The sequence below is a fragment of the Dokdonella sp. genome (assembly GCF_017744955.1).
Taxonomy (GTDB): Bacteria; Pseudomonadota; Gammaproteobacteria; order Xanthomonadales; family Rhodanobacteraceae; genus Dokdonella_A.
This window is the reverse complement of sequence record NZ_JAGIAG010000010.1, coordinates 75,813-101,534: the sequence shown is the minus strand read 5'-3', so window position 1 is coordinate 101,534 and position 25,722 is coordinate 75,813. Positions and strand designations below refer to the sequence as shown.

At 69.2% G+C, this 25,722-nt stretch carries 20 protein-coding genes, 1 tRNA gene and 1 riboswitch; of the genes, 9 read left to right on the top strand and 12 right to left on the bottom strand.

Annotation, left to right across the window (positions count from 1 at the left end; genetic code table 11):
• The first annotated feature begins 24 nt into the window (after positions 1-24).
• Positions 25-594, top strand: coding sequence for a sigma-70 family RNA polymerase sigma factor (locus J7520_RS16850; protein ID WP_291190746.1), 570 nt, complete (start codon positions 25-27; stop codon positions 592-594).
• On the top strand, positions 584-1,570 hold the full coding sequence (locus J7520_RS16845; protein ID WP_291190743.1) for a FecR domain-containing protein: 987 nt from the start codon (positions 584-586) through the stop codon (positions 1,568-1,570). Before J7520_RS16850 ends, J7520_RS16845 begins: the two co-directional genes overlap by 11 nt.
• Before the next feature lie 476 nt (positions 1,571-2,046).
• Here the strand turns inward: J7520_RS16845 and selD are convergent, their stop codons facing one another.
• Complete coding sequence (gene selD / locus J7520_RS16840) at positions 2,047-3,102, bottom strand: selenide, water dikinase SelD (RefSeq protein ID WP_291190740.1); 1,056 nt, start codon at positions 3,100-3,102, stop codon at positions 2,047-2,049.
• Between the two features lie 439 nt (positions 3,103-3,541).
• On the opposite strand from selD, the gene J7520_RS16835 reads away from it, so the two are divergent.
• Entirely contained in the window at positions 3,542-3,772 is a 231-nt protein-coding gene (locus J7520_RS16835) for a hypothetical protein (RefSeq protein WP_291190737.1), read from the top strand.
• Here J7520_RS16835 and J7520_RS16830 read toward each other — a convergent pair.
• The 8 genes from J7520_RS16830 to fdnG form a co-directional block, all read right to left on the bottom strand.
• Positions 3,773-3,868: transfer RNA gene (locus J7520_RS16830), tRNA-Sec, on the bottom strand.
• Between the two features lie 18 nt (positions 3,869-3,886).
• Entirely contained in the window at positions 3,887-5,821 is a 1,935-nt protein-coding gene (gene selB / locus J7520_RS16825) for a selenocysteine-specific translation elongation factor (protein WP_291190776.1), read from the bottom strand.
• Entirely contained in the window at positions 5,818-7,233 is a 1,416-nt protein-coding gene (gene selA / locus J7520_RS16820) for an L-seryl-tRNA(Sec) selenium transferase (protein WP_291190773.1), read from the bottom strand. The genes selB and selA overlap by 4 nt, the downstream gene beginning before the upstream one ends.
• 5 nt (positions 7,234-7,238) lie before the next feature.
• Positions 7,239-8,192 (bottom strand): formate dehydrogenase accessory protein FdhE, encoded by a 954-nt coding sequence (gene fdhE / locus J7520_RS16815; RefSeq protein WP_291190734.1) that lies wholly within the window; start codon positions 8,190-8,192, stop codon positions 7,239-7,241.
• 80 nt (positions 8,193-8,272) lie between these two features.
• A complete protein-coding gene (locus J7520_RS16810) occupies positions 8,273-8,857 on the bottom strand; it encodes a hypothetical protein (RefSeq protein ID WP_291190732.1) in 585 nt (194 codons plus the stop codon).
• 67 nt (positions 8,858-8,924) lie between these two features.
• On the bottom strand, positions 8,925-9,560 hold the full coding sequence (locus J7520_RS16805) for a formate dehydrogenase subunit gamma (RefSeq protein WP_291190729.1): 636 nt from the start codon (positions 9,558-9,560) through the stop codon (positions 8,925-8,927).
• Entirely contained in the window at positions 9,557-10,459 is a 903-nt protein-coding gene (fdxH, locus tag J7520_RS16800; protein ID WP_291190726.1) for a formate dehydrogenase subunit beta, read from the bottom strand. Before fdxH ends, J7520_RS16805 begins: the two co-directional genes overlap by 4 nt.
• Positions 10,460-10,469: 10 nt before the next feature.
• Complete coding sequence (gene fdnG, locus J7520_RS16795) at positions 10,470-13,538, bottom strand: formate dehydrogenase-N subunit alpha (protein WP_291190723.1); 3,069 nt, start codon at positions 13,536-13,538, stop codon at positions 10,470-10,472.
• Between the two features lie 338 nt (positions 13,539-13,876).
• Here fdnG and J7520_RS16790 point away from each other — a divergent pair, with 338 nt between their 5' ends.
• The 3 genes from J7520_RS16790 to J7520_RS16780 all read left to right on the top strand — a co-directional run bounded on the left by J7520_RS16790 (position 13,877) and on the right by J7520_RS16780 (position 19,500).
• Positions 13,877-14,968, top strand: a complete 1,092-nt coding sequence (locus J7520_RS16790; protein ID WP_291190721.1) for an ionic transporter y4hA — start codon at positions 13,877-13,879, stop codon at positions 14,966-14,968.
• A 335-nt stretch (positions 14,969-15,303) separates the two neighbouring features.
• Positions 15,304-15,543, top strand: a riboswitch (cobalamin riboswitch).
• A 203-nt stretch (positions 15,544-15,746) separates the two neighbouring features.
• Positions 15,747-18,038, top strand: a complete 2,292-nt coding sequence (gene metE, locus J7520_RS16785; RefSeq protein ID WP_291190719.1) for a 5-methyltetrahydropteroyltriglutamate--homocysteine S-methyltransferase — start codon at positions 15,747-15,749, stop codon at positions 18,036-18,038.
• A 211-nt stretch (positions 18,039-18,249) separates the two neighbouring features.
• A complete protein-coding gene (locus tag J7520_RS16780; RefSeq protein ID WP_291190716.1) occupies positions 18,250-19,500 on the top strand; it encodes an amidohydrolase family protein in 1,251 nt (416 codons plus the stop codon).
• Here J7520_RS16780 and J7520_RS16775 read toward each other — a convergent pair.
• A complete protein-coding gene (locus tag J7520_RS16775; protein ID WP_291190713.1) occupies positions 19,448-20,329 on the bottom strand; it encodes a LysR substrate-binding domain-containing protein in 882 nt (293 codons plus the stop codon). The two genes, J7520_RS16780 and J7520_RS16775, sit on opposite strands and share 53 nt — an antisense overlap.
• A gap of 106 nt (positions 20,330-20,435) precedes the next feature.
• Between J7520_RS16775 and J7520_RS16770 the strand changes: the two genes are divergently transcribed.
• The 3 genes from J7520_RS16770 to J7520_RS16760 all read left to right on the top strand — a co-directional run bounded on the left by J7520_RS16770 (position 20,436) and on the right by J7520_RS16760 (position 24,168).
• Positions 20,436-21,104, top strand: coding sequence for an ankyrin repeat domain-containing protein (locus J7520_RS16770; RefSeq protein WP_291190710.1), 669 nt, complete (start codon positions 20,436-20,438; stop codon positions 21,102-21,104).
• Entirely contained in the window at positions 21,101-22,552 is a 1,452-nt protein-coding gene (locus tag J7520_RS16765; protein ID WP_291190708.1) for an amidohydrolase family protein, read from the top strand. The genes J7520_RS16770 and J7520_RS16765 overlap by 4 nt, the downstream gene beginning before the upstream one ends.
• A gap of 347 nt (positions 22,553-22,899) precedes the next feature.
• Entirely contained in the window at positions 22,900-24,168 is a 1,269-nt protein-coding gene (locus J7520_RS16760; RefSeq protein WP_291190705.1) for an alpha/beta hydrolase, read from the top strand.
• A gap of 9 nt (positions 24,169-24,177) precedes the next feature.
• Here J7520_RS16760 and J7520_RS16755 read toward each other — a convergent pair whose 3' ends face one another.
• Both J7520_RS16755 and tadA read right to left on the bottom strand, forming a co-directional pair.
• Positions 24,178-25,083, bottom strand: a complete 906-nt coding sequence (locus tag J7520_RS16755) for a fatty acid desaturase (RefSeq protein WP_291190770.1) — start codon at positions 25,081-25,083, stop codon at positions 24,178-24,180.
• A 77-nt stretch (positions 25,084-25,160) separates the two neighbouring features.
• On the bottom strand, positions 25,161-25,661 hold the full coding sequence (tadA, locus tag J7520_RS16750; RefSeq protein ID WP_291190702.1) for a tRNA adenosine(34) deaminase TadA: 501 nt from the start codon (positions 25,659-25,661) through the stop codon (positions 25,161-25,163).
• Between the last annotated feature and the right edge of the window lie 61 nt (positions 25,662-25,722).

The window sequence follows — 25,722 nt, the reverse complement described above, 5'->3', positions numbered from 1 at the left end:
TCTTCACGTTCCACGAGTGACGCCATGCCCGATTCGCCGCGGCCCTCGGAATGGGGCCAGGACGATGGCCGCCTCGAGCGCTTCGTGCGGGAACGGCAGCAACCGTTGCTGCGCTTCCTGCTGCGCATGAACGTACCGGAGCACGACGCGCAGGACATCGCCCAGGAGAGCATGGTGCGCCTGCTCCGCTATAGCCGCAGCGAGCCGGCGGAGGCGTGGCAGGCGCTGTTGTACCGGATCGCGATCAACCTGCTGCGCGACCGGAAAAGGCGCTCCGCGACGGAGCAGGAACGGCGCAGCGGCGTGGATTTCGGCGTGGTGGCGAACGAGGCGGTTTCGCACGAGCCGTCGCCGGAGCAGCACGCCAGCCACCGGCAGGCGCTGGTGCGCATGCAGGCGGCCGTGCAGCAACTGCCGCAGCGGTGCCGCGAGGTATACCTGCTGCATCGTATCGAAGGAATGACCTACCCCGAAATCGCCCGCCGCAGCGGCGTGTCCGCCAAGGCCGTGGAAAAGAACATTTCGCGTGCGTTGCGTCTGCTGCGCGAGCAGTTCGAGGCGACGTCCGCAAGGAATCCAGACGATGTCATCTGACCGAATCGACCAATCCGCCGCTGCCTGGTTCGCGCGACTCCTCGCGCCGGATTGCAGCGAGCGAGACCGCGAGGACTTCGAGGCCTGGTGCGCCGCGAGCGACGACCACGCGGCCGCGTTCGCCGCGGTCGCGGACTGCCACTTCGCCGCTGCCGAGCTGAAGGACGACCTGCGCGTGCGCGCCGCGACGCGTGCGGCGCGCCATTCGGCGGGCTCGTCGGGCCGCCGCTTCCTGCCGGCGCGCGCGCCGTGGCTGGCCGCGGCGGCGGTGCTGATGCTCGCCGTCGCCGCCGGCTCGTGGTGGATGATCGGCGGCAGGAAGATCGAACCGGTGCGCTACGCCACCGCCGTCGGCGAGCGGCGCGCCGTCGAACTGGCCGACGGCACGCGCCTGCAGCTCGACACCGACACCGAGGTCCGCGCGGCATTCGGTCCGGCCTCGCGCGAACTGACGCTCGAACGCGGCCGCGTCCGCATCGACGTGGCGCAGGACGCGCAGCGGCCGCTGTCGGTGCGCAGCGGGCCCGGCGTCGTGCACGACATCGGCACGCAGTTCCAGGTCGAACGCCGCGACGGCGGCGTCACCGTCACCTTGTTCTCCGGCCTGGTCAGCGTGGCGCTGGCGGAGCCGGCGGCGGCCGCCGAGAACGTCGTGCTCGCGCCCGGCGAGACCTTGCGCCTGGACGATCGCGGCCGCTTCGGACGGCCGGAGCCGGTCGATCTCGACGCCGCCTCGGATTGGACGCGCGGCGTGCTGGCGTTCAAGGAGCGCCGCCTCGCCGACCTGCTGGAGGAAATGAACCGCTATTCGGAAACGAAGATCCGCGTCGACGATCCGGAACTGTCCACGCTGCTCGTCAGCGGCGTCTTCCGCGTCGACGACCAGGCATCCCTGCTGCAGGCGCTGCAGACCGGCTGGTCGCTGCGTGCGCAGCGCGTGTCCGAGCACGAGATCGTCCTGTCGCGGACGAGGTGACGCGCGCCACGCGCCGCAGCCGCTCACGCAGACACGAAAGGCCCCGCGAGGGGCCTTTCGTTTGCGCGGGGCTGCGATGGTGAGCAGCCCGATCGCCCTGCACGAGGCTCGTCGAACACGCAGCCGACGAGAGGACGCGCGAACACGTGCCGCCACCGATCGCGCAAAAAGAAAGGCCCCGCGAAGGGGCCTTTCGATTGAACGCCGCGGCGATGCGTGGAAAAGCGATCGACTCGCATGGGGTACTCGTCGAACGCATCGATTTCGGCCTGTCGACTCCAAGCCTCGTCGGGACGTCTGTCGCATACCTTAAGTGCATGCGCCGAAGTGCACCATTGGACAAATTCGCCTCGCCGTACCAATGCACTGATCGATGCGGCGGAAGCGTGGAAAGGAATGGCCGCTGCGACGCGTCGCGATCGTCGTCGCCCTCGTCGCGACGTCGTCGACGAGGCCTCGACGGATGCGGGGACCGTTCACTCGACGACGACGCGCGCGGTCCCGGCCTGCATCGTGCCGATCGCCGCCGCCTGCGCGAAGCCGCCGCGGCGGAACGTGTCGATCACTTCCGCTGCCGCCTCGGGCGCGCAGGCGACCAGCAGCCCGCCGCTGGTTTGCGGATCGGTCAGCAGCGTGCGCTCGAACGGCGCGAGCGGCGGCGACAGTTCGACCAGCTCGCCGTACGCGCGCCAATTGCGCGCCGAGGCACCGGTCGCGACGCCGGCTTGCGCGAAGGCGGCGGCGGCGGGAAGCACGGGAATCTCACGCGATTGGATACGTGCGCCCAGATTGCTGGCACGACACACCTCGAGCAGATGACCGAGCAGGCCGAAGCCGGTCACGTCGGTCATCGCGTGCACGCCGTCGAGCGCGGCGAGCGCGACGCCGACGTCGTTGAGCCGCGTCGTGGTGTCGATCAGCGCGCGGTACGCTTCGTCGTCGAGCTTGCCTTGCTTGTACGCGGCGGAATAGACGCCGACGCCGACCGGCTTGCCGAGCACGAGCACGTCGCCCGCGCGGGCCGAGGCGTTGGTCCTGATGCGCTGCGGATGCGCGATGCCGACAACGGCCAGGCCGTAGATCGGTTCGACCGAGTCGATGCTGTGGCCACCCGCGATCGGAATGCCGGCGCGCGCGCAGATCGCCTCGCCGCCGCGCAGGACGTCGCGGATCGTCTCGCGCGGCAGCCGGTCGATCGGCATGCCCACGATGGCGAGCGCGAACAGTGGCCGCGCACCCATCGCGTAGACGTCGGAGATCGCGTTGGTCGCGGCGATGCGGCCGAAGTCGAACGGATCGTCGACGATCGGCATGAAGAAATCGGTGGTCGCGACGATCGCCTGTTCGTCGCTGACGCGATACACCGCCGCGTCGTCGGAGGTTTCGCGGCCGACCAGAAGATCGGCGAACGCGGCCGGCGCGGAAACGCCTTTCAGCAGCTCGGCGAGTACGCCCGGCGAAATCTTGCAGCCGCAACCGCCGCCGTGGGAGAGCGAGGTCAGGCGTGGCGTGGCGGTGTCGGTGGTGTCCATGGCTGGTGCTCGCGACCCGAGAAGTTCCTGCGCATTCCCTCACCCGGCGTTGTGCGCGCCGCCTCTCTCGCCGGCGGGAGCAGTGAAAGCACGGCTAGCTTCGCGGGATTTCCAGCCGACTGCAACGACACAGGACGCTGCAAGAAGCGCAGCAACGAAAGGCTATTGCTTGCCACGGAGGAATTGGAAGCTTCCGTCTTGCGAATCACCGACGAAGCCGGATGTTCGTGAGAAGCGCGGCCATGGACGGCTGCTCTGGACTCGCCGAAGCTGGTGGCCACCATAACCTTCGAACATCGCCACGAAGCAGCGATCATGGACGATCGCAAGAGCCAATGAGTGGAGGCTTCCGCTTTGCGAACTACCGACGAGCCCCGACGAAGCCGGATGTTCGTGAGAAGCGCGGCCATGGACGGCTGCTCTGGACTCGCCGAAGCTGGTGGCCACCACAAACTTCGAACATCGCCACGAAGCAGCGATCATGGACGATCGCAAGAGCCAATGGGTTGGAGGCTTCCGCTTTGCGAATCACCGACGAGCCCCGACGAAGCCGGATGTTCGTGAGAAGCGCGGCCATGGATGGCCGCTTCTGGACCCGCCGAAGCTGCCGGCCACTACAACCTTCGAAAACCGCCACGAAGCAGCGATCATGGACGATCGCAAGAGCTAGTGGCGGAAGGTAGCAGGAGTCGAACCTACCAGGGAGCGGTCGACGCCCCCTACCGGGTTTGAAGCCCGGCCGCATCACCGGATGCGCCTGCCTTCCGAATCGCGTGTGCCGGCCTCAATGCGGAGTCGCTCCGTTCCGTTCGAGCCAGCTGCTGTCGGCGCGCAGCACATGCGCGTCGCGCACGCGGCGAGTGTAGCCAACGCGATCGAAGAACTCCAAGATCTGGACGGTGCGTTTGCGGCCCAGGCCGATCGCATCGCGATAGCGCGCGGCTTCGAGTGGACCGTGCCGCAACACGAGGTCGCGCAGGATCGCGGCGAGTTCGTCGACGCGCTCGCCGGTGTAGAACAGGTCGCGGACGACCTGGTGCACTTCGCCGCCAGTGACGGCCTTGCGCAGCGTCGTGCGCACCCGGTCTTCCGCGGCGCCGGTCTGCCGTGCGAGATCGCGTACCCAGGGCGGGTCGAAGCGGCCCGCTTCGATCAGCGGATGCAGCTGCCGCATCAGCCGTCGCTCGTCCTCGTCCAGATCGACCCGATGTTCCGGCAGGTGCAGCCACGGACCGGTGCGTCGCACGGCGCGCTCGGCGACGAGGTCGTCGAGCAGCCGGCGCCAGGCCGCGTCGGCCAGCGCCGGCTCGACCAGGCGACGCAGGCGTCCGCCGTCGATGCCCGGCTCGTCCGGCTGGCGTTCGTGGAACGCGTGCAGTGCGGCGAGCGTCCCTTCGCGCAGCGCTTGCCAGCGCGCGATGTGGAAAACATGCGCGCCGTCGGCGGTGTCGATGCGATGCGCAGTTTCCGGCAGCGCGATGCGCTCCGGCTCGGCGGCGCACAGGCGCACCAGATCGCGCAGCGCGACGCCGTGCGGCGCCTGTTCGAGCAAGGGCGCAATGCCCTCGCCGTCCAGCAGGCGTTCGACCGCCGCGAGCCAGGCCAGCCGCGGCGCGCTGCGCCGTCGCCGCTCCGGCGCGCAGGCGTCCAGTACGACACCGCCGCCGATCGTGCGCATCGCCTGCGCGTCGCGCACCACGAGGCGATCGCCCGCGACGGCGCACATCGGCCGCTCGAAGACCAGTTGCACGAGCCCCGATTCGCCGGCGGACAAGCGTTCGCCGTCGAGCAGGACGGTGTGCGCGACCTGATGCGCGGTGCCGACATGCACGTGCAGCGGCGTCCAGTTGCGCAATGTCGCGGCGCCGTCGCGAAGGAGCCGCAGGCGCACGTCGATGCGCCGGCTCGGTTGCAGCAGGCGCGCGTCGGCGAGCCAGTCTCCGCGCTCGAGCGCGCTCTTTTCGATGCCAGCGAGATTGAGCGCGCAGCGCTGCCCCGCCCTCCCCGACGGCGCTTCGCGGTTCTGCGCATGGAGGCCGCGCACGCGCACGTCGAGGCCTTTCGGCATCGAACGCACGGTGTCGCCGACCTGCACCCGTCCGGAACGCACGGTGCCGGTGACCACGGTGCCGTGGCCGGTCAAGGTGAACACGCGATCGACGGCGAGGCGGAACAATCCCGCCTCGCTGCGCCGCGCCGCCGTCGCCGCGGCGGCGTGCAGATGCGAGCGCAGCGCCGCGAGGCCGGGATCGGCGGCGGCGGTCGCGTCGAGCGGGAAGATCGGCGCGCCGCGCAGGCCGGTCGGCGCGAGCAGCGCGGCGATCTGCGCCTCGACGCCGCGCAGGCGTGCGGCGTCGACGCGATCGGCCTTGCTCAGCGCGACCGCGCCGCGCGCGACGCCGAGCAGGTCGAGAATCGCCACGTGTTCGCGCGTCTGCGGCATCACGCCGTCGTCGGCCGCGACCACCAGCAAGGCGAAGTCGATGCCGCCGGCGCCGGCGACCATCGTGTGCACGAGGCGTTCGTGCCCCGGCACGTCGACGAAGCCGAGCACCGGATCGCCGTCCGTCGGCCCGTCGACGCCGATGTAGGCGTAGCCGAGCTCGATCGAGATGCCGCGCGCCTTCTCCTCCTCGAGCCGGTCGGTGTCGACGCCGGTCAGTGCGCGCACCAGGGTCGTCTTGCCGTGGTCGATGTGCCCGGCGGTGCCGACGATCATGCGTGCAGCAGACGCCATTGCGCGACGAACTCGGCCTCGTCGCGTTCTTCCAGGCAGCGCAGGTCCAGCCACAGCGCCTTGTCGGCGACGCGGCCGAGCAGCGGACGCGGCAGCGCGCGCAGTGCTGCTTCGAGCCGGCTCACGCCGCCGCGCCGACCCTCGGCCGGACGCACGCGGTAGCCACTGCTCGGCAGGCGGTCGACCGGCAAGGCGCCGCTGCCGATCTGACTGTGCATCGGCGTCACGCTGGCGTCGAACTTGCCCTGCAAGGCCTCGCGCACGGCCGGCAGCAGACGCAACGCCTGCTGCTCGATCGCCGACGCCGGGCGCGTCAGCAGGCGCAGCGTCGGCAGCGTCTCGGCCAGGCGGTCGGGCTCGCGGTACAGCATCAGCACCGATTCGAGCGCCGCCAGGGTCGCCTTGTCGAGGCGCAGCGCGCGCTTGAGCGGATTGCGTTTCAGCCGTGCGATCAGCTCCGCGCGACCGGCGACGATGCCGGCCTGCGGACCGCCGAGCAGCTTGTCGCCGCTGAAGCTGACCAGGTCGGCGCCCGCCGCCAGCGTTTCGCCGACGGTGGGCTCCTTCGGCAGGCCCCAGCGCGTCAGGTCGACCAGGCTGCCGCTGCCGAGATCGATCGCCAGCGGCAGGCCGCGCGCCTGCGCGAGCGCGGCGAGTTCGGCGGCGGCGACGCTGGCGGTGAATCCGGTGATCGCGTAGTTGCTGGCGTGCACCTTGAGCAGCAGCGCCGTGCGCGCCGAGATCGCGTCGGCGTAGTCGGACGGGTGCGTGCGGTTGGTGGTGCCGACTTCGGTCAGCCTGGCGCCCGCGCTGCGCATCACGTCGGGAATACGGAACGCGCCGCCGATTTCGACCAGTTCGCCGCGCGAGACGATCGCCTCGCGCCGGTTCGCCAGCGTGTTGAGCAGCAGCAGCACCGCGGCGGCATTGTTGTTGACGACGGTCGCGGCCTGCGCGCCGGTCAGTTCGCAGACCAGTCGCTCGACCGCCGCTTCGCGGTCGCCGCGCACGCCGCCGTCGAGATCGAATTCGAGATTGAGCGGCGCGGCCAGCGCGCGCGCGACCGCCTGCACGGCCGTCTCGGGCAGCAGCGCGCGGCCGAGATTGGTGTGCAGCACCGTGCCGGTGAGGTTGAACACCGCGCGCAGATGCGGCTGCGCGGCTTCGCTCAGCGCGTCGCCGACGCGGCGTGCGATCGCGCCGGCGTGCACCGCGTCGCGCTGGAGTTCGCCGGCGAGCGCGCAGGCGCGCAGGCGATCGAGTTCGGCCCGCAGCGCCGCCAGCGTGCGCGTGCGGCCGTGGGTCTGGATCGAGGGTGCGAAGTCCGCCGTGTCGAGCAGCCGGCCGATCGACGGCAGTTCGCGCGCGTCGACCGGGCCGCCCTTCGCATCCACGCGGTTCACGCCTCGTCCGCCGCCCACAGCAGCGGATTGCCGCTCGCGCGCGCGTAGCCGGCGTCGGCGAGCAGCAGGTCCAGCGCAAGGCTGGCGAGATCATCGGCGACCGGCTCGATCGCCGTGTCCTTCTCCTGGTAGAGGATCTTGCGATAACGGTGGCACGCATCGCAGGTTTCCGCGCGGAGGGCCGCGTCGGCCGGCGCGTCGTCGGCGTCGTCCTCCCCGCTCAGCGAGCGGTAGGCGATGTCCTTGCCGGACGCGCCGCACTGGCTGCACTGCACGCGCACCAGGTGCCACTCGCAGGCGCACAGCGCGCAGTGCAGATAGCGATAGCCCTGGTACTGCGCCTGCGCGCGCACCACGCTGGCGACCGGCAGGCTGCCGCAGAGCGGACAGACGCCGGGCACGTCGAGCGGCGCGACCTCGCCGGCCGCCAAGCGGCTCGATGCGGCGACGCCGTGCACCTGCAGGGCCGCGACCAGGAGCGGCGCTGCGGCGGCGTCGACCGCGCCCTCGCGCGTGCCGAGCAGCACGTCGGCCTGCGCCTCGAGTTGCGCGGCGGCAGCGGCCGCGACGCGCTCGGCGAGCCGCGCGACTTCCGGCGGGAATCCGGGCTGCGCGGCGACTGCGGTACAGATCGTCTCGAGGGCATTGCGCCACGGCGGCTTGCGCGGCCAATCGGTCGCCGGGATCGGCGGCATGCGGTGTTCGCGCGCCGCGGCGAGTTCCGCCGCGCTCGGCATCGTCGGCGCACAGCCGGCGAGTGCCGCGTGCTGCGCGTCGGCGATCGCGGCGCACAGGTGCAGGTAGTCGGCGATCCGGCTCGTCGGTGCCAGCGCGCGCAGGCGCGCGGCGCGCTGCACGAACAGGCTCTCGCGCGCCGGCAGGCGGATGCGCGGAATCGACCGCTGCGCGAGGGTTTCGATCTGGCCCGGTTCGAGGATGCGCTGGCTCATGGGCTGGCTGTCGATGCACCAGCGCCTATCCTCGCCGCTGCCGCGCGCTCCGTCCAGCCTGCGAGCGCAGCGCCGGCCGCTCAGCCGTCGAAGCCGTCCTCGAAGATGTCCGTGCCGAGCAATACGACGTCGTCGACGAAGAATCGATCCGCGCCGCCCGCGCCCATCGTGTAGGTGCGGATCACGACGTCGTCGAACAGGCTCGGGTCCGCGGGAGCATTCGGGTCCGGCACCAGGTCGGAGAGCGAAATGCGCAGCGGAATCCATGTGGACGCGGGAAGCGGAGCGCCGTACACGGTCACCAGGTCGATCTTGGCGACGATGTCTTCTCCGCGATAGAGCAGGAACCGCAAGTCCTGCGGAGCGGATGGGCCGGCATTGACCCAGAGCGAAATCGAGCGGTAGTCATTCAGCCTCGACAGCACCGCGGGCGCCTGCCAGCAAACCGAGTTGAAGTCGGCCAGGGTGACGCCGATGGCGGTCGTCCCGCTGTGCACCGTGTCCTGCTCGGCCCGCGCGCCGTTGCCGAAGGCGCAGGTAAAGCGGTTGAAGCCGTTCTCGTCGGCGTCGTCGAACACGGTCAGCGATCCGGTCGCCGCCCGCGCGGCGACTGCCGCCAGCGACATCCAGCAAAAAAACACCAGGCGCTGGAATCGCACGCACATGCTCTCCCCCTCCATTTCCGACCCATCAGCCGCGGTTCGCCCGCCGGTGCGGTGCCGCGCGGAAGTTCTACTTGCGCTCGATTCCCTCGACCTCGCGGAACCAAGCGCGATGGTGCTTCCACGCCCAGCCGGGGCTGACCGTGCCGCGCGTCATCGCGCGCATCGAGCCCTTGACCCAGATCGCGGCGTAGATGTGCACGACGATCGCGCAGATCAGTACCAGCGCGCAGACCGCGTGCAGCAGCGAGGCGAAGCGGATCACCTCGACCGGGAAGGCGAAATACGCGCGCCACATCACGATGCCCGAGGCGAACAGTCCGAGCAGGCACAGCACGATCGCGTAGAACAGGAGCTTCTGGCCGGCGTTGTAGCGTCCGACGTCGGGCAGGTTTTCCTCGCGGTTGTCGAGCACGTCGTCGATCTGGCGCAGCCATTGCCGGTCGCGCGGTTCGAGCACGTTGTAGCGCCACAGCTTCACGGCGAGGAAGGCGAACGCGAGCACCATGACCAGGCCGAGGAACGGATGCAGGATGCGCGTCCACGGTCCGCCGCCGAACAGCGTCGTCAGCCAGAACAGCGCCGGATGGAACAGCGCCAGACCGGACAGCGCGAGCAGGATGAAGCTGATCGCGACGATCCAATGATTGAGGCGTGTGGAGAACTCGTAGCGGACGATCTCGCCGCTCTTGCGTTCGACGTTCATGGCGTCTTCTCCAGTTCGCGGCGCGCGGCCTCCTCATCGCGCTCGTCCGTCTCGTTGCGGCCGACGCGCAGGTAGTGCAGGAATCCGACCGCCGCCGTGGCGAGGATCGCGAACAGGCCGAGCGGCTTGCCGACGCCCTTCCACAGGCCGACCATCGCGCTGATCTTCGGCTTCTCGGGCAGGCCGCTGTAGAGCTGCGGCTGGTCGGCGTGGTGCAGCACGTACATCACGTGCGTGCCGCCGACGCCTTCCGGATCGTACAGGCCGGCCTGCTCGAAGCCGCGCGACTTCAGGTCCTCGATGCGTTCGGCGGCGTGCTGCTGCATGTCCTCCTTGGTGCCGAACACGATCGCGCCGGTCGGACAGGTCTTGACGCAGGCCGGCTCCAGGCCGACCGCGACGCGGTCCGAGCACAAGGTGCACTTGTAGGCCTTGTGGTCCTTCTTGGAGATGCGCGGGATGTTGAACGGGCAGCCGGTGATGCAGTAGCCGCAGCCGATGCAGTTCTCTTCGTGGAAATCGACGATGCCGTTGGCGTACTGCACGATCGCGCCGGGCGACGGGCAGGCCTTCAGGCAGCCCGGATCGGCGCAGTGCATGCAGCCATCCTTGCGGATCAGCCATTCCAGATCGCCTTTCGGGTTCTCGTATTCGGCGAAGCGCATCAGCGTCCACGACTGGTCGCTGAGATCGTGCGGGTTGTCGTAGTGGCCGGTGCAGGTGCCGATCTCGTCGCGCAGGTCGTTCCATTCCATGCAGGCGACCTGGCAGGCCTTGCAGCCGATGCACTTGGTCACGTCGATGAGCTTGGCGACCTGCCCGGTGTGCGCGCCGCGCGCCTGCGGTTCGGGCAGGGTCGTGGCCGAGCGGCGGATGATGTCGAGCGATTGCAGTGCCATGCGCCGTCTCCTAGGCCTTCTCGACCTTGACCAGGATGCATTTGGATTCCGGCGTCTGCGAATTGCCGTCGCCGATCGCGTTGGTCAGCGTGTTGGCCAGGTAGCCCGGCTTCGCCGCGCCGAGGAATCCCCAGTGGATCGGCACGCCGACCTGGTGCACGGTCTTGCCTTCGATCGTCAGCGGCCGGAGCCGCTTGGTCACCATCGCCACCGCCTCGATGTGGCCGCGCTTGGAACTGACGCGCACGCGGCTGCCGTTGGCGATGCCGATCTCGTCGGCCAGCGATGCGCCGATCTCGACGAACTGCTCGGGCTGGGTGATCGAGTTCAGCTCGCCGTGCTTGGTCCAGAAGTGGAAGTGCTCGGTGAGGCGATAAGTGGTCGCCACGTGCGGGAACTCGTCCGGCTTGCCGATCTGGGCGAGATCGCTCTTGAACACGCGCGCGGCCGGATTGTTCAGCGTCAGCGGCTGGCCGGGACTCAGTGGGTTCTCGGCCAGCGGCGTGTCGAACGGTTCGTAATGCTCCGGGAACGGTCCCTCGGCCATGCCGCCGCGCGCGAAGAACCTCCCGACGCCTTCGGGGTTCATGATGAACGGCCCCATGCCGTCTTCCGGGTTGGACGCCGCATTGAAGTCGGGAACGTCCGCCCCGCTCCAGGCCTTGCCATTCCAGGCGATCAATTTGCGCTTCGGATCGAACGGCTTGCCGGCGGGATCGCACGAGGCGCGGTTGTACATCACGCGCCGATTCGCCGGCCACGCCCAGGCCCAGCCGATCGTGTTGCCGATTCCGGTCGGGTCGGAGTTGTCGCGCCGCGCCATCTGATTGCCGGTCGGACCCCAGGCGCCGGCGTAGATCCAGCAGCCGCAGGCCGTGCTGCCGTCGTCGCGCAGCTCGGCGAATCCCGCCACCTGCTCGCCGGCCTTGCGCACCAGCTTGGTCGGATCCTTCGGATCGGCGAGGTCGGCGAGCGCCTTGCCGTTGTATTCCATCGCCAGTTCTTCGGGCGTGGGCAGATGCGGGTTCGCGTATTTCCAGGCCAGGTCGCGGATCGGATCCCACCAGGCGCCGCCGTCCTTTTCGTACAGCGCCTTCATGCGGTGGAACAGCTCGGCCATGATCTCGATGTCGCTGCGCGCCTCGCCGGGCGCGTCGGCGCCCTTCCAGTGCCACTGCAGCCAGCGCGAAGAATTCACCACCGCGCCGTTTTCTTCCGCGAAGCTGGTCGTCGGCAGGCGGAATACTTCGGTCTGGATCTTGCTCGGGTCGACGTCGTTGAGCGCGCCGTGGTTCTGCCAGAACGCGATCGTCTCGGTCTCCAGCGGATCCATGCTGACCATGAACTTCAGCTTGGAGAACGCGCTGATCAGCTTGCCCTTGTTCGGCGCCGACGCCAGCGGGTTGAAGCCCTGGCAGAGGTAGCCGTTGATCTTGCCCTCGTTCATCAGCTCGTAGGCTTGGAGCATGTCGTAGGGCTTGTCGAGCTTGGGCAGGTAGTCGAAGCACCAGTTGTTGTCGGCCGTCGCCGCCTCGCCCCACCACGACTTCATCAGGCTGACGTGGAACTTCGGGTAGTTCTGCCAGTACGCCATCTGGTTCGGGCGCAGCGGCTTCTGCGTGCGCTTGGCGAGGTAGGCGTGGTAGTCCTGCTCGTCCTGTCTCGGCAGCGTGAGATAGCCGGGCAGCAGATCGGACATCAGGCCGATGTCGGTCAGTCCCTGGATGTTGGAATGCCCGCGCAGCGCGTTCATGCCGCCGCCGGCGACGCCGATGTTGCCGAGCAGGAGCTGCACCATCGCACCGATGCGCACGTTCTGCGCGCCGATCGAATGCTGCGTCCAGCCGAGCGCGTACATGATCGTCATCACGCGGTCCTTGGTGGACGTGGACGCGATCATCTCGAAGATCTGCTGCACCTTGTCCTTCGGCGTGCCGCAGACGCGCTCGACCATGTCGATGGTGTAGCGTGAATAGTGCGACTTCAGCAGGTTGTAGACGCAGCGCGGGTCCTGCAGCGTCGGATCGGTCTTGACGTAGCCGTCGTCGCCGAAGACGTAGTCCCAGCTCGACTTGTCGTAGCTGCGCTTCTGCGCGTCGTAGCCCGAATACAGGCCGCCGTCGAAGGCGAACTCGTCCTTCACGAGGAAGGACATGTCGGTGTAGTTCAGCACGTACTCGTGCTGGATCTTGTCGTGGGTCAGCAGGTAGCTGATCAGGCCGCCGAGGAAGACGATGTCGGTGCCGGCGCGGATCGGCGCGTAGACGTCGGCCACCGAGGCCGAGCGGTTGAAGCGCGGATCGACGACGATCAGCTTCGCCTTGTTGTGCGCCTTCGCCTCGGTCACCCACTTGAAGCCGCACGGGTGCGCCTCGGCGGCGTTGCCGCCCATGATCAGGATGACGTCGGCATTCTTGATGTCGACCCAGTGATTCGTCATCGCTCCACGGCCGAACGTCGGGGCAAGACCTGCCACCGTCGGGCCGTGTCAGACGCGCGCCTGGTTGTCGAATGCGAGCATGCCCATCGAACGGACGACCTTGTGCGTCAGCACGGCCGTCTCGTTGCTGGTCGCCGAGGCGGCCAGCATGCCGGTGGTGAGCCAGCGGTTCACCGTCTGCCCGGCTTCGTTCTTCGCCACGAAGTTCGCGTCGCGATCGGCCTTCATCAGGCGTGCGATGCGGTCGAGCGCGTCGTCCCAGGAAAGCCGCTGCCATTGGTCCGAACCCGGCGCGCGGTATTCGGGGTACTTCAGGCGCGTCTTGCTGTGGATGACGTCGATCAGGCCGGCGCCCTTCGGGCACAGCGTGCCGCGGTTGACCGGATGATCGGGGTCGCCTTCGATGTGGAAGATGCTCGCTTGCGCGTTCTTGGCGCCGTCGCCGAGCGAGTACATCAAGATGCCGCAGGCGACCGAGCAATAGGTGCAGGTGTTGCGGGTCTCGGTGGCGCGCGCGAGCTTGAATTGCCGCACCTCGGCCAGCGCCTCGCCGGGAGAGAAACCCATCAGCGCCAGGCTGGAGCCGCCCAGGGTTGCCCCGGTGACCCTCAAGAACTGACGTCGAGTCATTGCAGACATGACGTTCTCCTCGATCGAACTTGCGCGGACTCCCTGTCCGCTCGGTTCATTCGCGTGTCGAACGTACTCGCGTCCGACGGTATTCGGATACTCACCATAGACGGCACGAAACGGCTCCGAGTATAGGACAAATCCGCGAGGCCGGACCTTGCCGTCGGCCGTGACGGCCGCGTCAGCGGAAATTGTCGTGCGAAGCGCAAGGCATGCACCTGGGCATGCACCGCGTGCGGCGAACGTGCCGGCGATAGCCGCGCTCCTCTTCGGTGCACCGGATTCGAGCGGACCCATGCAGCGCCACTGGGTTACGATCGGTGCCTGAATTGCCGAAAGCCGATCGCATGAGCCAGCAAATCCAACACAATCCCCTCTGGTCGATCGCGGTCCCGCCGATCGGGCTCGCCATCCTCGGGCTGTCCTGGGCGGTGCCGGCGCTTCCCGGCCTCACCTTCCTGCTCGTGCTGGGCCTGGTCGGCAGCGTGATCGCCTCGGTGCATCACGCGGAGGTGATCGCGCATCGCGTCGGCGAGCCGTTCGGCACGCTGGTGCTGGCGCTCGCGGTCACCGTGATTGAGGTCGCGCTGATCGTCTCGATGATGCTGTCCGGCGACGAAGCCAGCTCTGAGCTGGCGCGCGACACCGTCTTCGCCGCGGTCATGATCATCCTCAACGGCATCATCGGCGCCAGCCTGCTGGTCGGCGGCCGCAAGCATCGCGTGCAGGGCTTCAAGCTCGACGGCGTCAACGCGGCGCTGGGCACGTTGACGGTCATCGTCGTGTTCACGCTGATCGTGCCGAACTATTCCACCAGCGCGCCGGGTCCGGTCTACACCGACAGCCAGCTGATCTTCGTCGCGGTCGCGACGCTGGTGCTGTTCGCCGCGTTCACCGTGTTCCAGACCATCCGCCACCGCGACTACTTCCTGCCGACGGACGAGGACGAGGCCGATCCGAACGAGCACGCCGCGCAGCCGACCAGCGGCGAGGCCCTGGCCAGCCTGGGCTTGCTGCTGGTCGCGCTGGTCGCCGTGGTGCTGAGCGCGAAAGGCATTTCGCCGTCCATCGAGGCGCTGCTGCACACCCTCGGCGCGCCCGCCTCGACCATCGGCATCCTGATCGCCGCGATCGTGCTGATGCCCGAAAGCGTCGCCGCGGTGCGCGCCGCGCACGCCAATCGCCTGCAGACCAGCCTCAACCTGGCCATCGGCTCGGCCATCGCCAGCATCGGCCTGACCGTGCCGACCGTGGCGGTGCTCGCGGTCGCGATGGGCTGGCCGCTGTCGCTCGGCCTGGACACGAAGTCCACCGTCCTGCTGCTGCTGTCGCTGTTCGTCGTGTCGATCTCCTTGCGCACGGGGCGCACGACGGTGCTGCCCGGCGTGGTGCATCTGGTGATGTTCGCAGCGTATCTGTTCCTCAGCTTCGTGCCCTGAGTCGCTGGGCGGTTGAGGCGCCGTCGCGGGCTTCCCCCCCCCCCCGCGCCCGCGGAGCGGCCTCTCCCGCAGATGGGAGAGGCGAAAGCGCAGTAGCACCTTCAATTCTTTTCCGTTGCGCGGCTCCGCAATGCTCCCTCTCCCTCTCCCGCTTGCGGGAGAGGGCTGGGGTGAGGGCGAGCGGAGTGAAGCCCGCCCATTCGCGCCTTCTTCGGCGCGCTTCCCATCGGCACCGGCCGCTCGACGCAATCGCGACCATGCTCGCGAGCGCGGAGATCGGAAGTCGCGGACTCTCGCCGAGCAGCCGCAATCTTGACGCCGCCGCACGATCCACGTAGCTTCCGCCCGCCGACGGTTTTCATCCTTCTATCCGTATAGAAGGATGAAATTGAAAGGGAAGCCGGTGCGGTCCTTCGGGACCTATTCCGGCGCTGCCCCGCAGCGGTGTGTGGAAACGACCTTCGCCAACAGCACTGGCTCCCGAATCGGAGCCGGGAAGCGGCGGACAGTAGGCGGAACGCGAACGCGTTCCTCGTCCATGAGCCCGAAGACCTGCCCCGGCCTGGGAGAAATCCCTGTCTGACCTGGAGCCTCCGCGGGGAGGCGCCGGAACGCACGCGCGATCCTTCGCGCGCGTCTTCCCGTGCCCGCCTCGCTTCGTTCCGGATCGCCCGAGGGGGCGAAGGTCGCTGGCGTGGCGGTTCGCCTCCCGACGGACGGGAATCGGCGCGCGGTTCCTTCGTTCCTCACTGCCCATCACGCATGAGGAAACGTATCCATGACACTCGTTACCAATCTCGGCTTCCCCCGCATCGGTGCGAAGCGCGAGCTGAAATCCGCCCTGGAAAGCCATTGGCGCGGCGAAGCCTCCGCGCAGGAGCTGCAGGACGTCGCCCGCGACCTGCGGCAGCGCCATTGGCGCGTGCAGCGCGAAGCCGGCGCCGACGTCGTGCCCTGCAACGACTTCTCGCTGTACGACCACGTGCTCGACACGGCCTTCCTGTTCGACGCCGTTCCCGAGCGCTACCGCGCCCTGGCCGACCGCGATCCGCTGGCCGGCTATTTCGCGCTCGCGCGCGGCGTGCAGACCGGCGGCTTCGACCTGCCGGCGCTCGAAATGACCAAATGGTTCGACACCAACTACCACTATCTGGTGCCCGAGCTGCACGGCGGGCAATCCTTCCGCCTGCGCGGCGACAAGCCGGTCGCCGAATACCTCGAAGCCAGGCAGCTCGGGCTCGACGCGCGCCCGGTGCTGCTCGGTCCGGTGAGCTTCCTGCTGCTGTCGAAGACGACCGACGGTAGCGACCGCCTGCAACTGCTCGATCGCCTGCTGCCGGTCTACGCGGAACTGCTCGAGCGGCTGAAGAACGCCGGCGCGAGCTGGGTGCAGATCGACGAGCCGTGCCTGGTGCTCGACCAGGACGCCGACGACCACGCGGCCTATCGCCGCGCGTACGCCGCGCTCGCCGCGGCCGACCGGCCGAAGCTGATGCTCGCGACCTATTTCGGCGCGCTCGGCGACAACCTCGACCTGGCGATGGAGCTGGCGGTGGACGGCCTGCACGTCGACCTGGTCCGCGCGCCCGAACAGCTGGACGCGGTACTGGACGCGTTGCCCGCCGATCGCGTGCTGTCGATCGGCGTCGTCGATGGCCGCAACGTCTGGCGCTGCGATCTGGATCGCGCGCTCGAACGGCTGCGGCAGGTGCAGCAGCGCGTCGGCGCGGATCGATTGCAGGTCGCGCCGTCGTGCTCGCTGCTGCACGTTCCGGTCGACGCCAAGCTGGAGACCGAGCTGCCGGCGAACATGCTGGCCTGGCTCGCCTTCGCGACGCAGAAGCTCGACGAACTGCGCGTGCTGGTCGATGCCGCGAAGGACGCGTTCTACACCGCCTCGACGCTGGAACTCGCGCGCGAACGCCGCGAGTCGCGCCGCACGTCGAGGAAGGTGCACAAGCCGCAGGTCGCGCAGCGCGTCGACGCCCTGAAGGCCGACGACACGCGTCGCCGCTCGTCCTACCCCGAACGTCGCTCCGCGCAGCAGGCCTGGATGCGCCTGCCGCCGTTCCCGACCACCACGATCGGCTCGTTCCCGCAGACCAAGGACGTGCGCCAGGCACGCGCCAGGCATCGCGCCGGCAAGCTGTCCGACGCCGGCTACGACGCCTTCCTCGCCGCCGAGACCGAACGCTGCGTGCGCTTCCAGGAGGACATCGGCATCGACGTGCTGGTGCACGGCGAGTTCGAGCGCAACGACATGGTCGAGTACTTCGGCGAGCAGCTCGACGGCTTCGCCTTCACCCAGAACGGCTGGGTGCAGAGCTACGGCTCGCGCTGCGTCAAGCCGCCGATCATCTACGGCGACGTGCAGCGTCCGGCGGCGATGACCGTGCGCTGGTCGCAGTACGCGCAGTCGCTGACCGCCAAGCCGATGAAAGGCATGCTGACCGGCCCGGTGACGATGCTGCAATGGTCGTTCGTGCGCGACGACCAGACGCGCGCGGCGACCTGCCGGCAGATCGCGCTCGCCTTGCGCGACGAGGTGCTCGACCTGGAACGGGCCGGCATCCGCGTGATCCAGATCGACGAGCCGGCCCTGCGCGAAGGCCTGCCGCTGCGCCGGGCCGACTGGCCGGCGTACCTGGCCTGGGCGGTGGAATGCTTCCGCATCAGCGCCGCCGGCGTCGCCGACGACACGCAGATCCACACCCACATGTGCTACTCGGAGTTCAACGACATCATCGACGCGGTCGCGGCGATGGATGCCGACGTGATCTCGATCGAGACCTCGCGCTCGCGCATGGAGCTGCTCGACGCCTTCGTGCGCTTCCGCTATCCGAACGAGATCGGCCCCGGTGTCTACGATATCCATTCGCCGCGCCTGCCGTCGGTGGAGGAAATGACCGCGCTGCTGCGCAAGGCCGCCGCGGTGCTCGACGCCGGCCAGCTCTGGGTCAATCCGGACTGCGGGCTGAAGACGCGCGGCTGGCCGGAGACGCGCGCCGCGCTGGTCGCGATGGTCGAAGCGGCGCGAGGACTGCGCGCAGCGTCGGCGCAGGCGGCCTGAGGCCCGGCGCATCGCCGCGCGCGAACGCGGCGATGCGCTTTCGGCCCCGCACGGGCGGATCGAAGGTATTCGATACATGAATGACTTCGATCCGTCCATTTCATTGGGAAATGCAGCGGATGGGCGCTAGGCTGGAGACTCGATTCCCATGCGATCGCCTCCGGCGCCCCGCGCGCCTCGTCGAAGCAATCGCCTTTGCGCAGAGCATCCAATGGCCGATCGTGTCTTCACGAACGCCGTGGACGTCCACGGCAATCCCCTGCGTCTGGTCGTCCGCGACGGGCGTTTCGTCGACGCCGGTATGCTGCCCGCCACCGCCGAGGTCGTCGACCTCGGCGGCAGTCTGGTGCTGCCGGGCTTCGTCGACGGGCACATCCACCTCGACAAGAGCTTCGTCGGCGACGTCTGGCGCGCGCACCTGCCGGCCGCGACCTTGCGCGAGCGGCTGGCCGCGGAGAAGAAGCTCCTCGCCGCCTCGAAGCCGATGGCCGGGCGCGCCGACGCGCTGATCGCCCAGGCCGCCTCGTTCGGCACCGTCGCGATGCGCTGCCACGTCGACGTCGACGCGACCACGGGACTGTCGCATCTCCATGCGGTGATGGACGCCGCCGAGAAGTGGCGCGACAGGATCGCGATCGAGATCGTCGCCTTCCCGCAGGCCGGCGTCGTGTCCTGCCCGGGCACCGCCGACGTGCTCGACGCCGCGATGCGCGAAGGCGCCGGCGTCGTCGGCGGCATCGATCCGACCACGCTGGACGGCGATGCGGACGCGCAGCTCGACATCGTCTTCGGCATCGCCGAACGGCACGGCGCGAAAATCGACATCCACCTGCACGAGCCCGGCCTGCAGGGCATCGAGCAACTGCTGCGCATCGCGTCGCGCACCGCCGCCGCCGGCATGGCCGGCCGCGTCGCGGTCAGCCATGCCTACGCCCTCGGCGAGGTGCCGCCGGAAACCGCGGAGCGCACCGCGGCCGCCCTCGCCTCCGCCGGCGTCTCGATCATGACCAACGCGCCCGGCGACCGCCCGTTCCCGCCGGTGCTGCGGCTGCGCGAGGCCGGCGTGCGCGTGTTCTCCGGCAACGACAACATCCGCGACGCCTGGTGGCCGTACGGCAACGGCGACATGCTCCAGCGCGCGATGCTGATCGGCTATCGCTCGGGGTTCTACACGGACGACGAACTGCTGACCGCGCTCGACATGATCACGCACGCACCCGCGTCGGTGATCGGCCGCGAAGGCTACGGCCTCGGCGTCGGCGACGAGGCTTCCTTCGTCGTGCTGGAGGCCTGCAACGGCGCCGCCGCGGTCGCCGGCGTGCCGAGATCCAGACGCGTGGTCGTGCGCGGCGAGTGGCTGCCGGCTCGCCCCGCCCCCGAGCCGGAACGAGGAACTGAAGGCTCGGAAGCTACTTTCGCTCGCGTTCCAGCATCCGGCGCAGTTCCTCGGCGAGTTCCTTGACCATCCTGTCCGCAGCCGGACGATGCAGCAAGGCGACGTCCATCGTGTCGATCGTCGGCAGTCCTTTCTTCCGCGTCAGGACGAGGTGATCCGACGTGACGGCACGCGCCGGCAGCAGGCTGATGCCGAGCCCGCCGGCAACGGCCGACTGGATGCCGGAGAGGCTGGAGCTGGTGAAGCTGATGCGCCAGCCGCGCCCGAGGCCCTCGGCGACGCGGATCATCTCGTCGCGATACAGGCCGCGCAGCGGGAAGGCGACCAGCGGCAGAGGGTCCGCGTCGAAGGCCGGATGCTTCGCGCTGTCGATCCAGCGCAGCGTTTCGGGCCAGCGCGCGACGGCTTCGCGGCTGTGGCGCTTCTGCTTGAGCAGGACCAGGTCGAGCTCGCCGCGGTCATAACTGGCACCGAGGTCGCGGCTGAGGCCCGTCGTGACTTCGAGCTTGACGTGAGGATGCTTGCGGCTGAACGCCGCCAGCAGATCCACGGTGCGGCCCGCCGCGAAGTCGTCGGGAACGCCCAGGCGCACGGTCATCGCCAACGCCGCGCCGGACAGCGCGTCGAGCGTTTCGTCGTTGAAGGCGAGCATGCGGCGCGCGAAACCGAGCAGCGTCTCGCCGGAATCGGTCGGCCGGACGTCGCGATTGCCGCGCTCGAGCAGGCGGTGGCCGGCCATCTCCTCCAGCCGCCGGATCTTCTGGCTCACGGTCGACTGGGTCGAATGCAGCCGCGCCGAGGCGCTGGTGAAGCTGCCGCAATCGGCCACCGCCACCAGGGCCCTGAGCAGGTCGAGATCGAAGAGCGGTCTATTCGGTTTCGCACTGGGGTTCATTCGAATATTTCGCTGTCAAATGCCCGACCGCGCTTTTAGCATGATCGGTCGACACCGAACAGCGGCCGTGCGCCGTCGCGGCGCCCACGCGAAGGAAGGTGAATCCATGAAGTCATTGTCCGTCACGCACGCGGTCGCGCTCGCGATGATCGCGTCGACCCCTTCGATCTCCGCCGCAACGCAGGAACCGCGCCTGCACGCCGCCGCGGCGAGAGGCGACGTGCCCGCGATCCGGGCACTGCTGCAGGCCGGAGCGCGCGTCGACGCGCGCGACGCGACGCAGCAGACGCCGCTGCTGGTCGCCACCCGCCTGAATCACGTCGACGCGGCGCGCGTCCTCGTCGACGCCGGCGCCGACGTCAACGCCAAGGACGCGATCCAGGACAGCGCCTATCTCTACGCCGGCGCGCGCGGGCACCTGGAGATCCTGCGCCTGACGCTGGACCACGGCGCGAACCTCGAGAGCACGAACCGCTACGGCGGCACCGCGCTGATTCCCGCCGCCGAGCGCGGCCACGTCGAGGCGGTCCGCATGCTGATCGAGGCCGGCGTCGACGTCGACCACGTCAATCGCCTGAACTGGACCGCACTGCTGGAGGCGATCATCCTGGGCAACGGCGGCAAGCAGCACAGCGACATCGTGCAGCTGCTCGTGGAAGCCGGAGCCGACGTCGATCTCGCCGACGGCGACGGCGTCACGCCGCTGCAACACGCGCGCCGACGCGGCTACGCGCAGATCGAGCGGATCCTCGTCGCGGCAGGAGCGAAATCGTGATGAAGGCTCGATCCATCCTCCTCGCGATCGCCGTCGCGTCGGCCTCGCCGGCCTTCGCCGCCGTCTCCGAAGGCGACGTGATCGTTCGCCACGCGACGATCGTCGACGTCGAGCACGCACGCACGATCGCCGACCAGGCCGTCGTGCTGCGCGGCGGCGACATCGCCGCGGTCGGTTCCGACGCGGACATCGCGCGCACGTGGCGCGCGAAGCGCACGGTCGACGGCAGCAAGCGCTTTCTGGCGCCCGGCCTGTGGGACATGCACGTGCACTTCGGCGGCGGCCCCGAGCTGATCGAGGAGAACCAGGCGCTGCTGCCGCTGTACGTCGCGCACGGCATCACCAGCATCCGCGACTGCTCCGGCGACCTGCCCGAACAGGTGCTCGCCTGGCGCGACCAGATCGCCGCCGGCACGCTGTCCGGTCCGCAGCTGTTCACCTCCGGCGCGAAGCTCGAAGGCATCAAGCCGGTCTGGAAAGGCACCATCGAGGTCGGCAGCGAAGCGGACGTCGACGCCGCGATCCAGCGCCTGCGCAAGGACCGCGTCGACTTCATGAAGATCACCGACAGCACGCTCGATCCGCAGCTGTTCCTGTACGCCCTGACGAAAGCCAAGGCGGCCGGCCTGCGCTCGTCGGGCCACATCCCAATGGCGTTGACCGTCGAGCAGGCGGTGGATGCCGGCATCAGCTCCATCGAGCACATCGACTACGCCTTCAAGGCCGGCGTGCGCGACGAAGCCGCCATCGCCGCCGACTTCGCCGCCGGGCGCATCGACCGCGCCGAGGCGAACCGGCGCATCGACCAAGGCTTCGACGAAGCCACGGCGATGACGGCCTACCGCGGATTCGCGGAGCGCGGCGTGTACGTCACGCCGACGCTCAACGGCAGCCGCATCCTCGCCTACCTCGATCGCGACATGCACGCCGACGACGCCTATCTCGCCTACATCGGCCCGAAGCTGCGCAAGACCTACGACTGGCGCATCGAGCGTGCGAGCAAGGCGAGTCCGGAGGCGATCGCCGCGCGCCACGCGCACTTCGAGCGCATGGCGGCGGTGCTGCCGATGCTGCAACGCGCCGGCGTGACGATCATCGCGGGCACCGACGCGGGCTTCCTGAATTCGTTCAACTACCCCGGCATCGGTCTGCACGACGAACTGAAGCTGTTCGTCGAGAAAGGCATGACGCCGACGCAGGCGTTCTCGGCGGCGACCCGCGCCGGCCCGGCCTGGTTCGGCAAGCTCGATCGCTACGGCAGCGTCGCCGTCGGCAAGGCTGCCGACCTGGTGCTGCTGGAGCGCGATCCGCTGCAGGACATCGACGCCACGCGCGCGATCGATGCGGTGATCCTGCGCGGGCGCGTCTACGACCGCAAAGCCCTCGACGGAATGCTCGACACCACGCGGAAGAAAGTCGCCGCGTGGAACGCCGCGGCCGCTCGCTGAGCCGGAATCGCCAGGCGGCCGGTGCGCCGCAGGCGGTCGCCTCGTCGCCCGCGGATCCGGCGAGGCCGTCGCGACGAAGCACGAAAACGCATCGCGCGTTTCAACCTTTTCCGCCCTTCGCGAGATCGAATCCTCACCCGACGATTCCGATCCCAGGAGGGCTCATGCCGGCACATTCCGCGAATCCGCGCCGTCGCGTCGCGATCGAGACGTACGACGTCGCGAACGCTGCGCACCGTTCATCGGCGAGTCGCGCCGACGTCTATGCATCCGTCGACTCGATCCCTCCTTGCAAATTCGCCGGCCGCTCCAAAGTCCGGCCTTCCCTTTCCTTTCGAGTCCTCCCGATGAAACGGCTCGCTTTCCTGTCGATCGCCTCGGTTCTGGCAACCGGCTCCGCTGCGGCGGAATGCGTGCGCGGCGCATACACGTCCGGCAAAGGAGATTTCCTCGCCGTCTCCACGCCTGCGGAAGGAACGACCGGGCAGGCGCGCTACCTGTTCGTCGACGGCCGTCGCGGCGCGATCGGGAGCGCGGACGCGCTGGTCGACTGCGCCGGCGAATCGGTGAACGTGCGCGAGGCGGACGGTCGAACCGCCAGCTGGAAGCGATTGCCGTTGCGCGAGACGCCGACGACGTTCTCCAGCGCCGCGACGAAGCTGACGGGCCTCCTGATCGAGCCGGCCGCGTCGAACGACGCGCGTCCGCCGCTGGTGGTCATGGTGCACGGCTCCGAGCGCCGCGCGGCGATCGGCGGCGTCTATTCCTACGTCATGGCCGCGCAGGGCATCGCCACCTTCGTCTACGACAAGCGCGGCACCGGCGAGTCGGACGGCGAATACACGCAGAACTTCGAACTGCTCGCCGACGACGCCGCGGCGGCGCTGGTCGAGGGGCGCCGCCTGGCCGCCGGTCGCTTCGGACGCAGCGGCTACTTCGGCGGCAGCCAGGGCGGCTGGGTCGCGCCGCTGGCGGCGACGCGTTCGCCGGCGGACTTCGTCACCGTGGGCTTCGGCCTGGTCGCCTCGCCGATCGACGAGGATCGCGAGCAGATGCTCGGCGAAGCGGCCGAGGCGAAACTGGACGAAGCCGCTGTCGCCTCGATCAAGCGGCTGTCGAAGGCCACCGCGCGGATCGTCTCCTCGCATTTCACCGGCGGCTTCGAGGAGCTCGAGCGCCTGCGCCGCGACGTCGCGGGCCAGCCCTGGGTCGAGAAGATCCAGGGCGAATACAGCGGCGACATGCTGCGCATGAGCGACGCCGACCTGCGCCGCGTCGGCCGCGCGCGCTTCGACAATCTGGAACTGATCTGGGACTACGACGCGGTCGCCGTGCTGAAGCGGCTGAAGTCGCCGCTGCTGTGGGTGCTGGCGGAGAAGGACCGCGAGGCGCCGATCGAGGAAACGCGCGCGATCCTGCGCAAGCAGATCGCAGCGGGACGGCCGATCGACGCCTACGTCTTCCCGGACACCGATCACGGCATGATGGAATTCACCACCAACGCGGACGGCTCGCGCACGATCACGCGCGTGACCGAAGGCTACCTGCGACTGCTCGCCGACTGGATCAAGCGCGATCTCCACCCGCCCTACGGGCGCGGCCATGCGCTGAACTGAGACGGAGCCTCATGCCGCGGACGACGGACTCGCCCGCGGCGCGTCGCCGATCGCGACCGGCCCGCGCCACTGGCGCAGCACGCCGCGCACGAACGGGATGTCCTCGCCGTCGAAGCGGCTCGCCTGCGGCAGCGACGTCCACGGCAGGTGCGGGTTCTGGTGGTGCGTGCGATGGAGCGGGAAGTTCAGCAGCAGGCGATGCAGCCAGCGCGGCGCGGTCAGGTTCAAGGCGTGATCGCGCTGCTCCACCGGCGTGCCGTGGTGCGGCGCGTGGTCGAGCTGCGACGCGAGGAACGCGCGCAGCGCGAGGAAGGCGGCGACCAGCCAGGCGGCGCTTCCGTACAGCACGAACGACGTGCCGTACAGCGCCAGCACGCCGAGCGAATCGATGCGCATCTCGCGCAGGCCCTCCTCGCTGAGCAGGTCGCGCTCCAGCATCTTCGCCATGCCAGCGCTGCCGTCGGGCAGGTCCGGGCAGGCCTCGCGCAGCGGCGGCAACAGCACCGAGCGCGGCAGCCAGCAGGCGAACAGCACCGTGATCTCGGCAGCGTACAGGCCGAAGGTGATGCGTACGTAGTGCGTGAGATACGCGAGCCAGCGCGGCTGCGTGACGGGATCGTAGATCTCGTCGCTGCCCCAGCGCGTGCGGTTGTAGCGATGGTGGCGCAGATGCGCGAAACGCATCGCGCGCAACGGCGAGCCGAAGGCGACCGCGAGCACGCGGCCACCGAGGTGGTTCCAGCGCCGCTGCGGATGCAGCAGGCCGTGGATCGCCTCGTGCACCAACGCCCACAGCGTCGGGCTCAGCAGCGCGACGACGGCCAGCGCCGCGGCTGTCCACGCCAGCGGCGCATGCAGCAGCGGCAGCGCGATCAGCACGAACAGGTTCAGGCCGAGCAGCGCGCTGCCCAGCACCAGGTTCAATCGCAAGGGAATCCGGGTCGCCGCCGCCTTCATGCCAGTCCTGTTCGATCGCGCTTGCCGCAGCGCCTTCAGTCGCGTCCGTTCGTGCGCTTCGCGCGGAAGAAGCCCGTCAACATCCGTGAGGCTTCTTCCTGCAGTACGCCGCTCGTCAGCTCGACCCGGTGATTGTGCCGTTCGTCGCGCAGGATGTCGAAGACGCTGCCGGCGGCGCCGGTCTTCGGGTCGGCGGCGGCGTAGACCACGCGCGCGATGCGCGCGTGGATGATCGCGCCGGCGCACATCGGGCACGGTTCCAGGGTCGCGTACAGCTCGGCGCCGAGCAGGCGGTGATTGGCGAGTCGCCGGCCGGCTTCGCGCAGGGCGACGATTTCGGCATGTGCGCTCGGATCGCAGGCGCCGATGTTGCGGTTCCAGCCGGCGCCGACGACTTCGCCGCCCAGCACCACGATCGCGCCGACCGGCACCTCGCCCTCGCCTTCCGCGCGGCGCGCCAGCTCGAGCGCGCGCGTCATCCAGAACGCGTCGCGTTCGGCGGGATCGACGGGGGGAGTCTCGGTCGCGACGTGCATACGCAAGGATACCAGTGCCGGGCTTGTCGTCTCGACGGTGCGCCCGCATACGAAGTCGTCT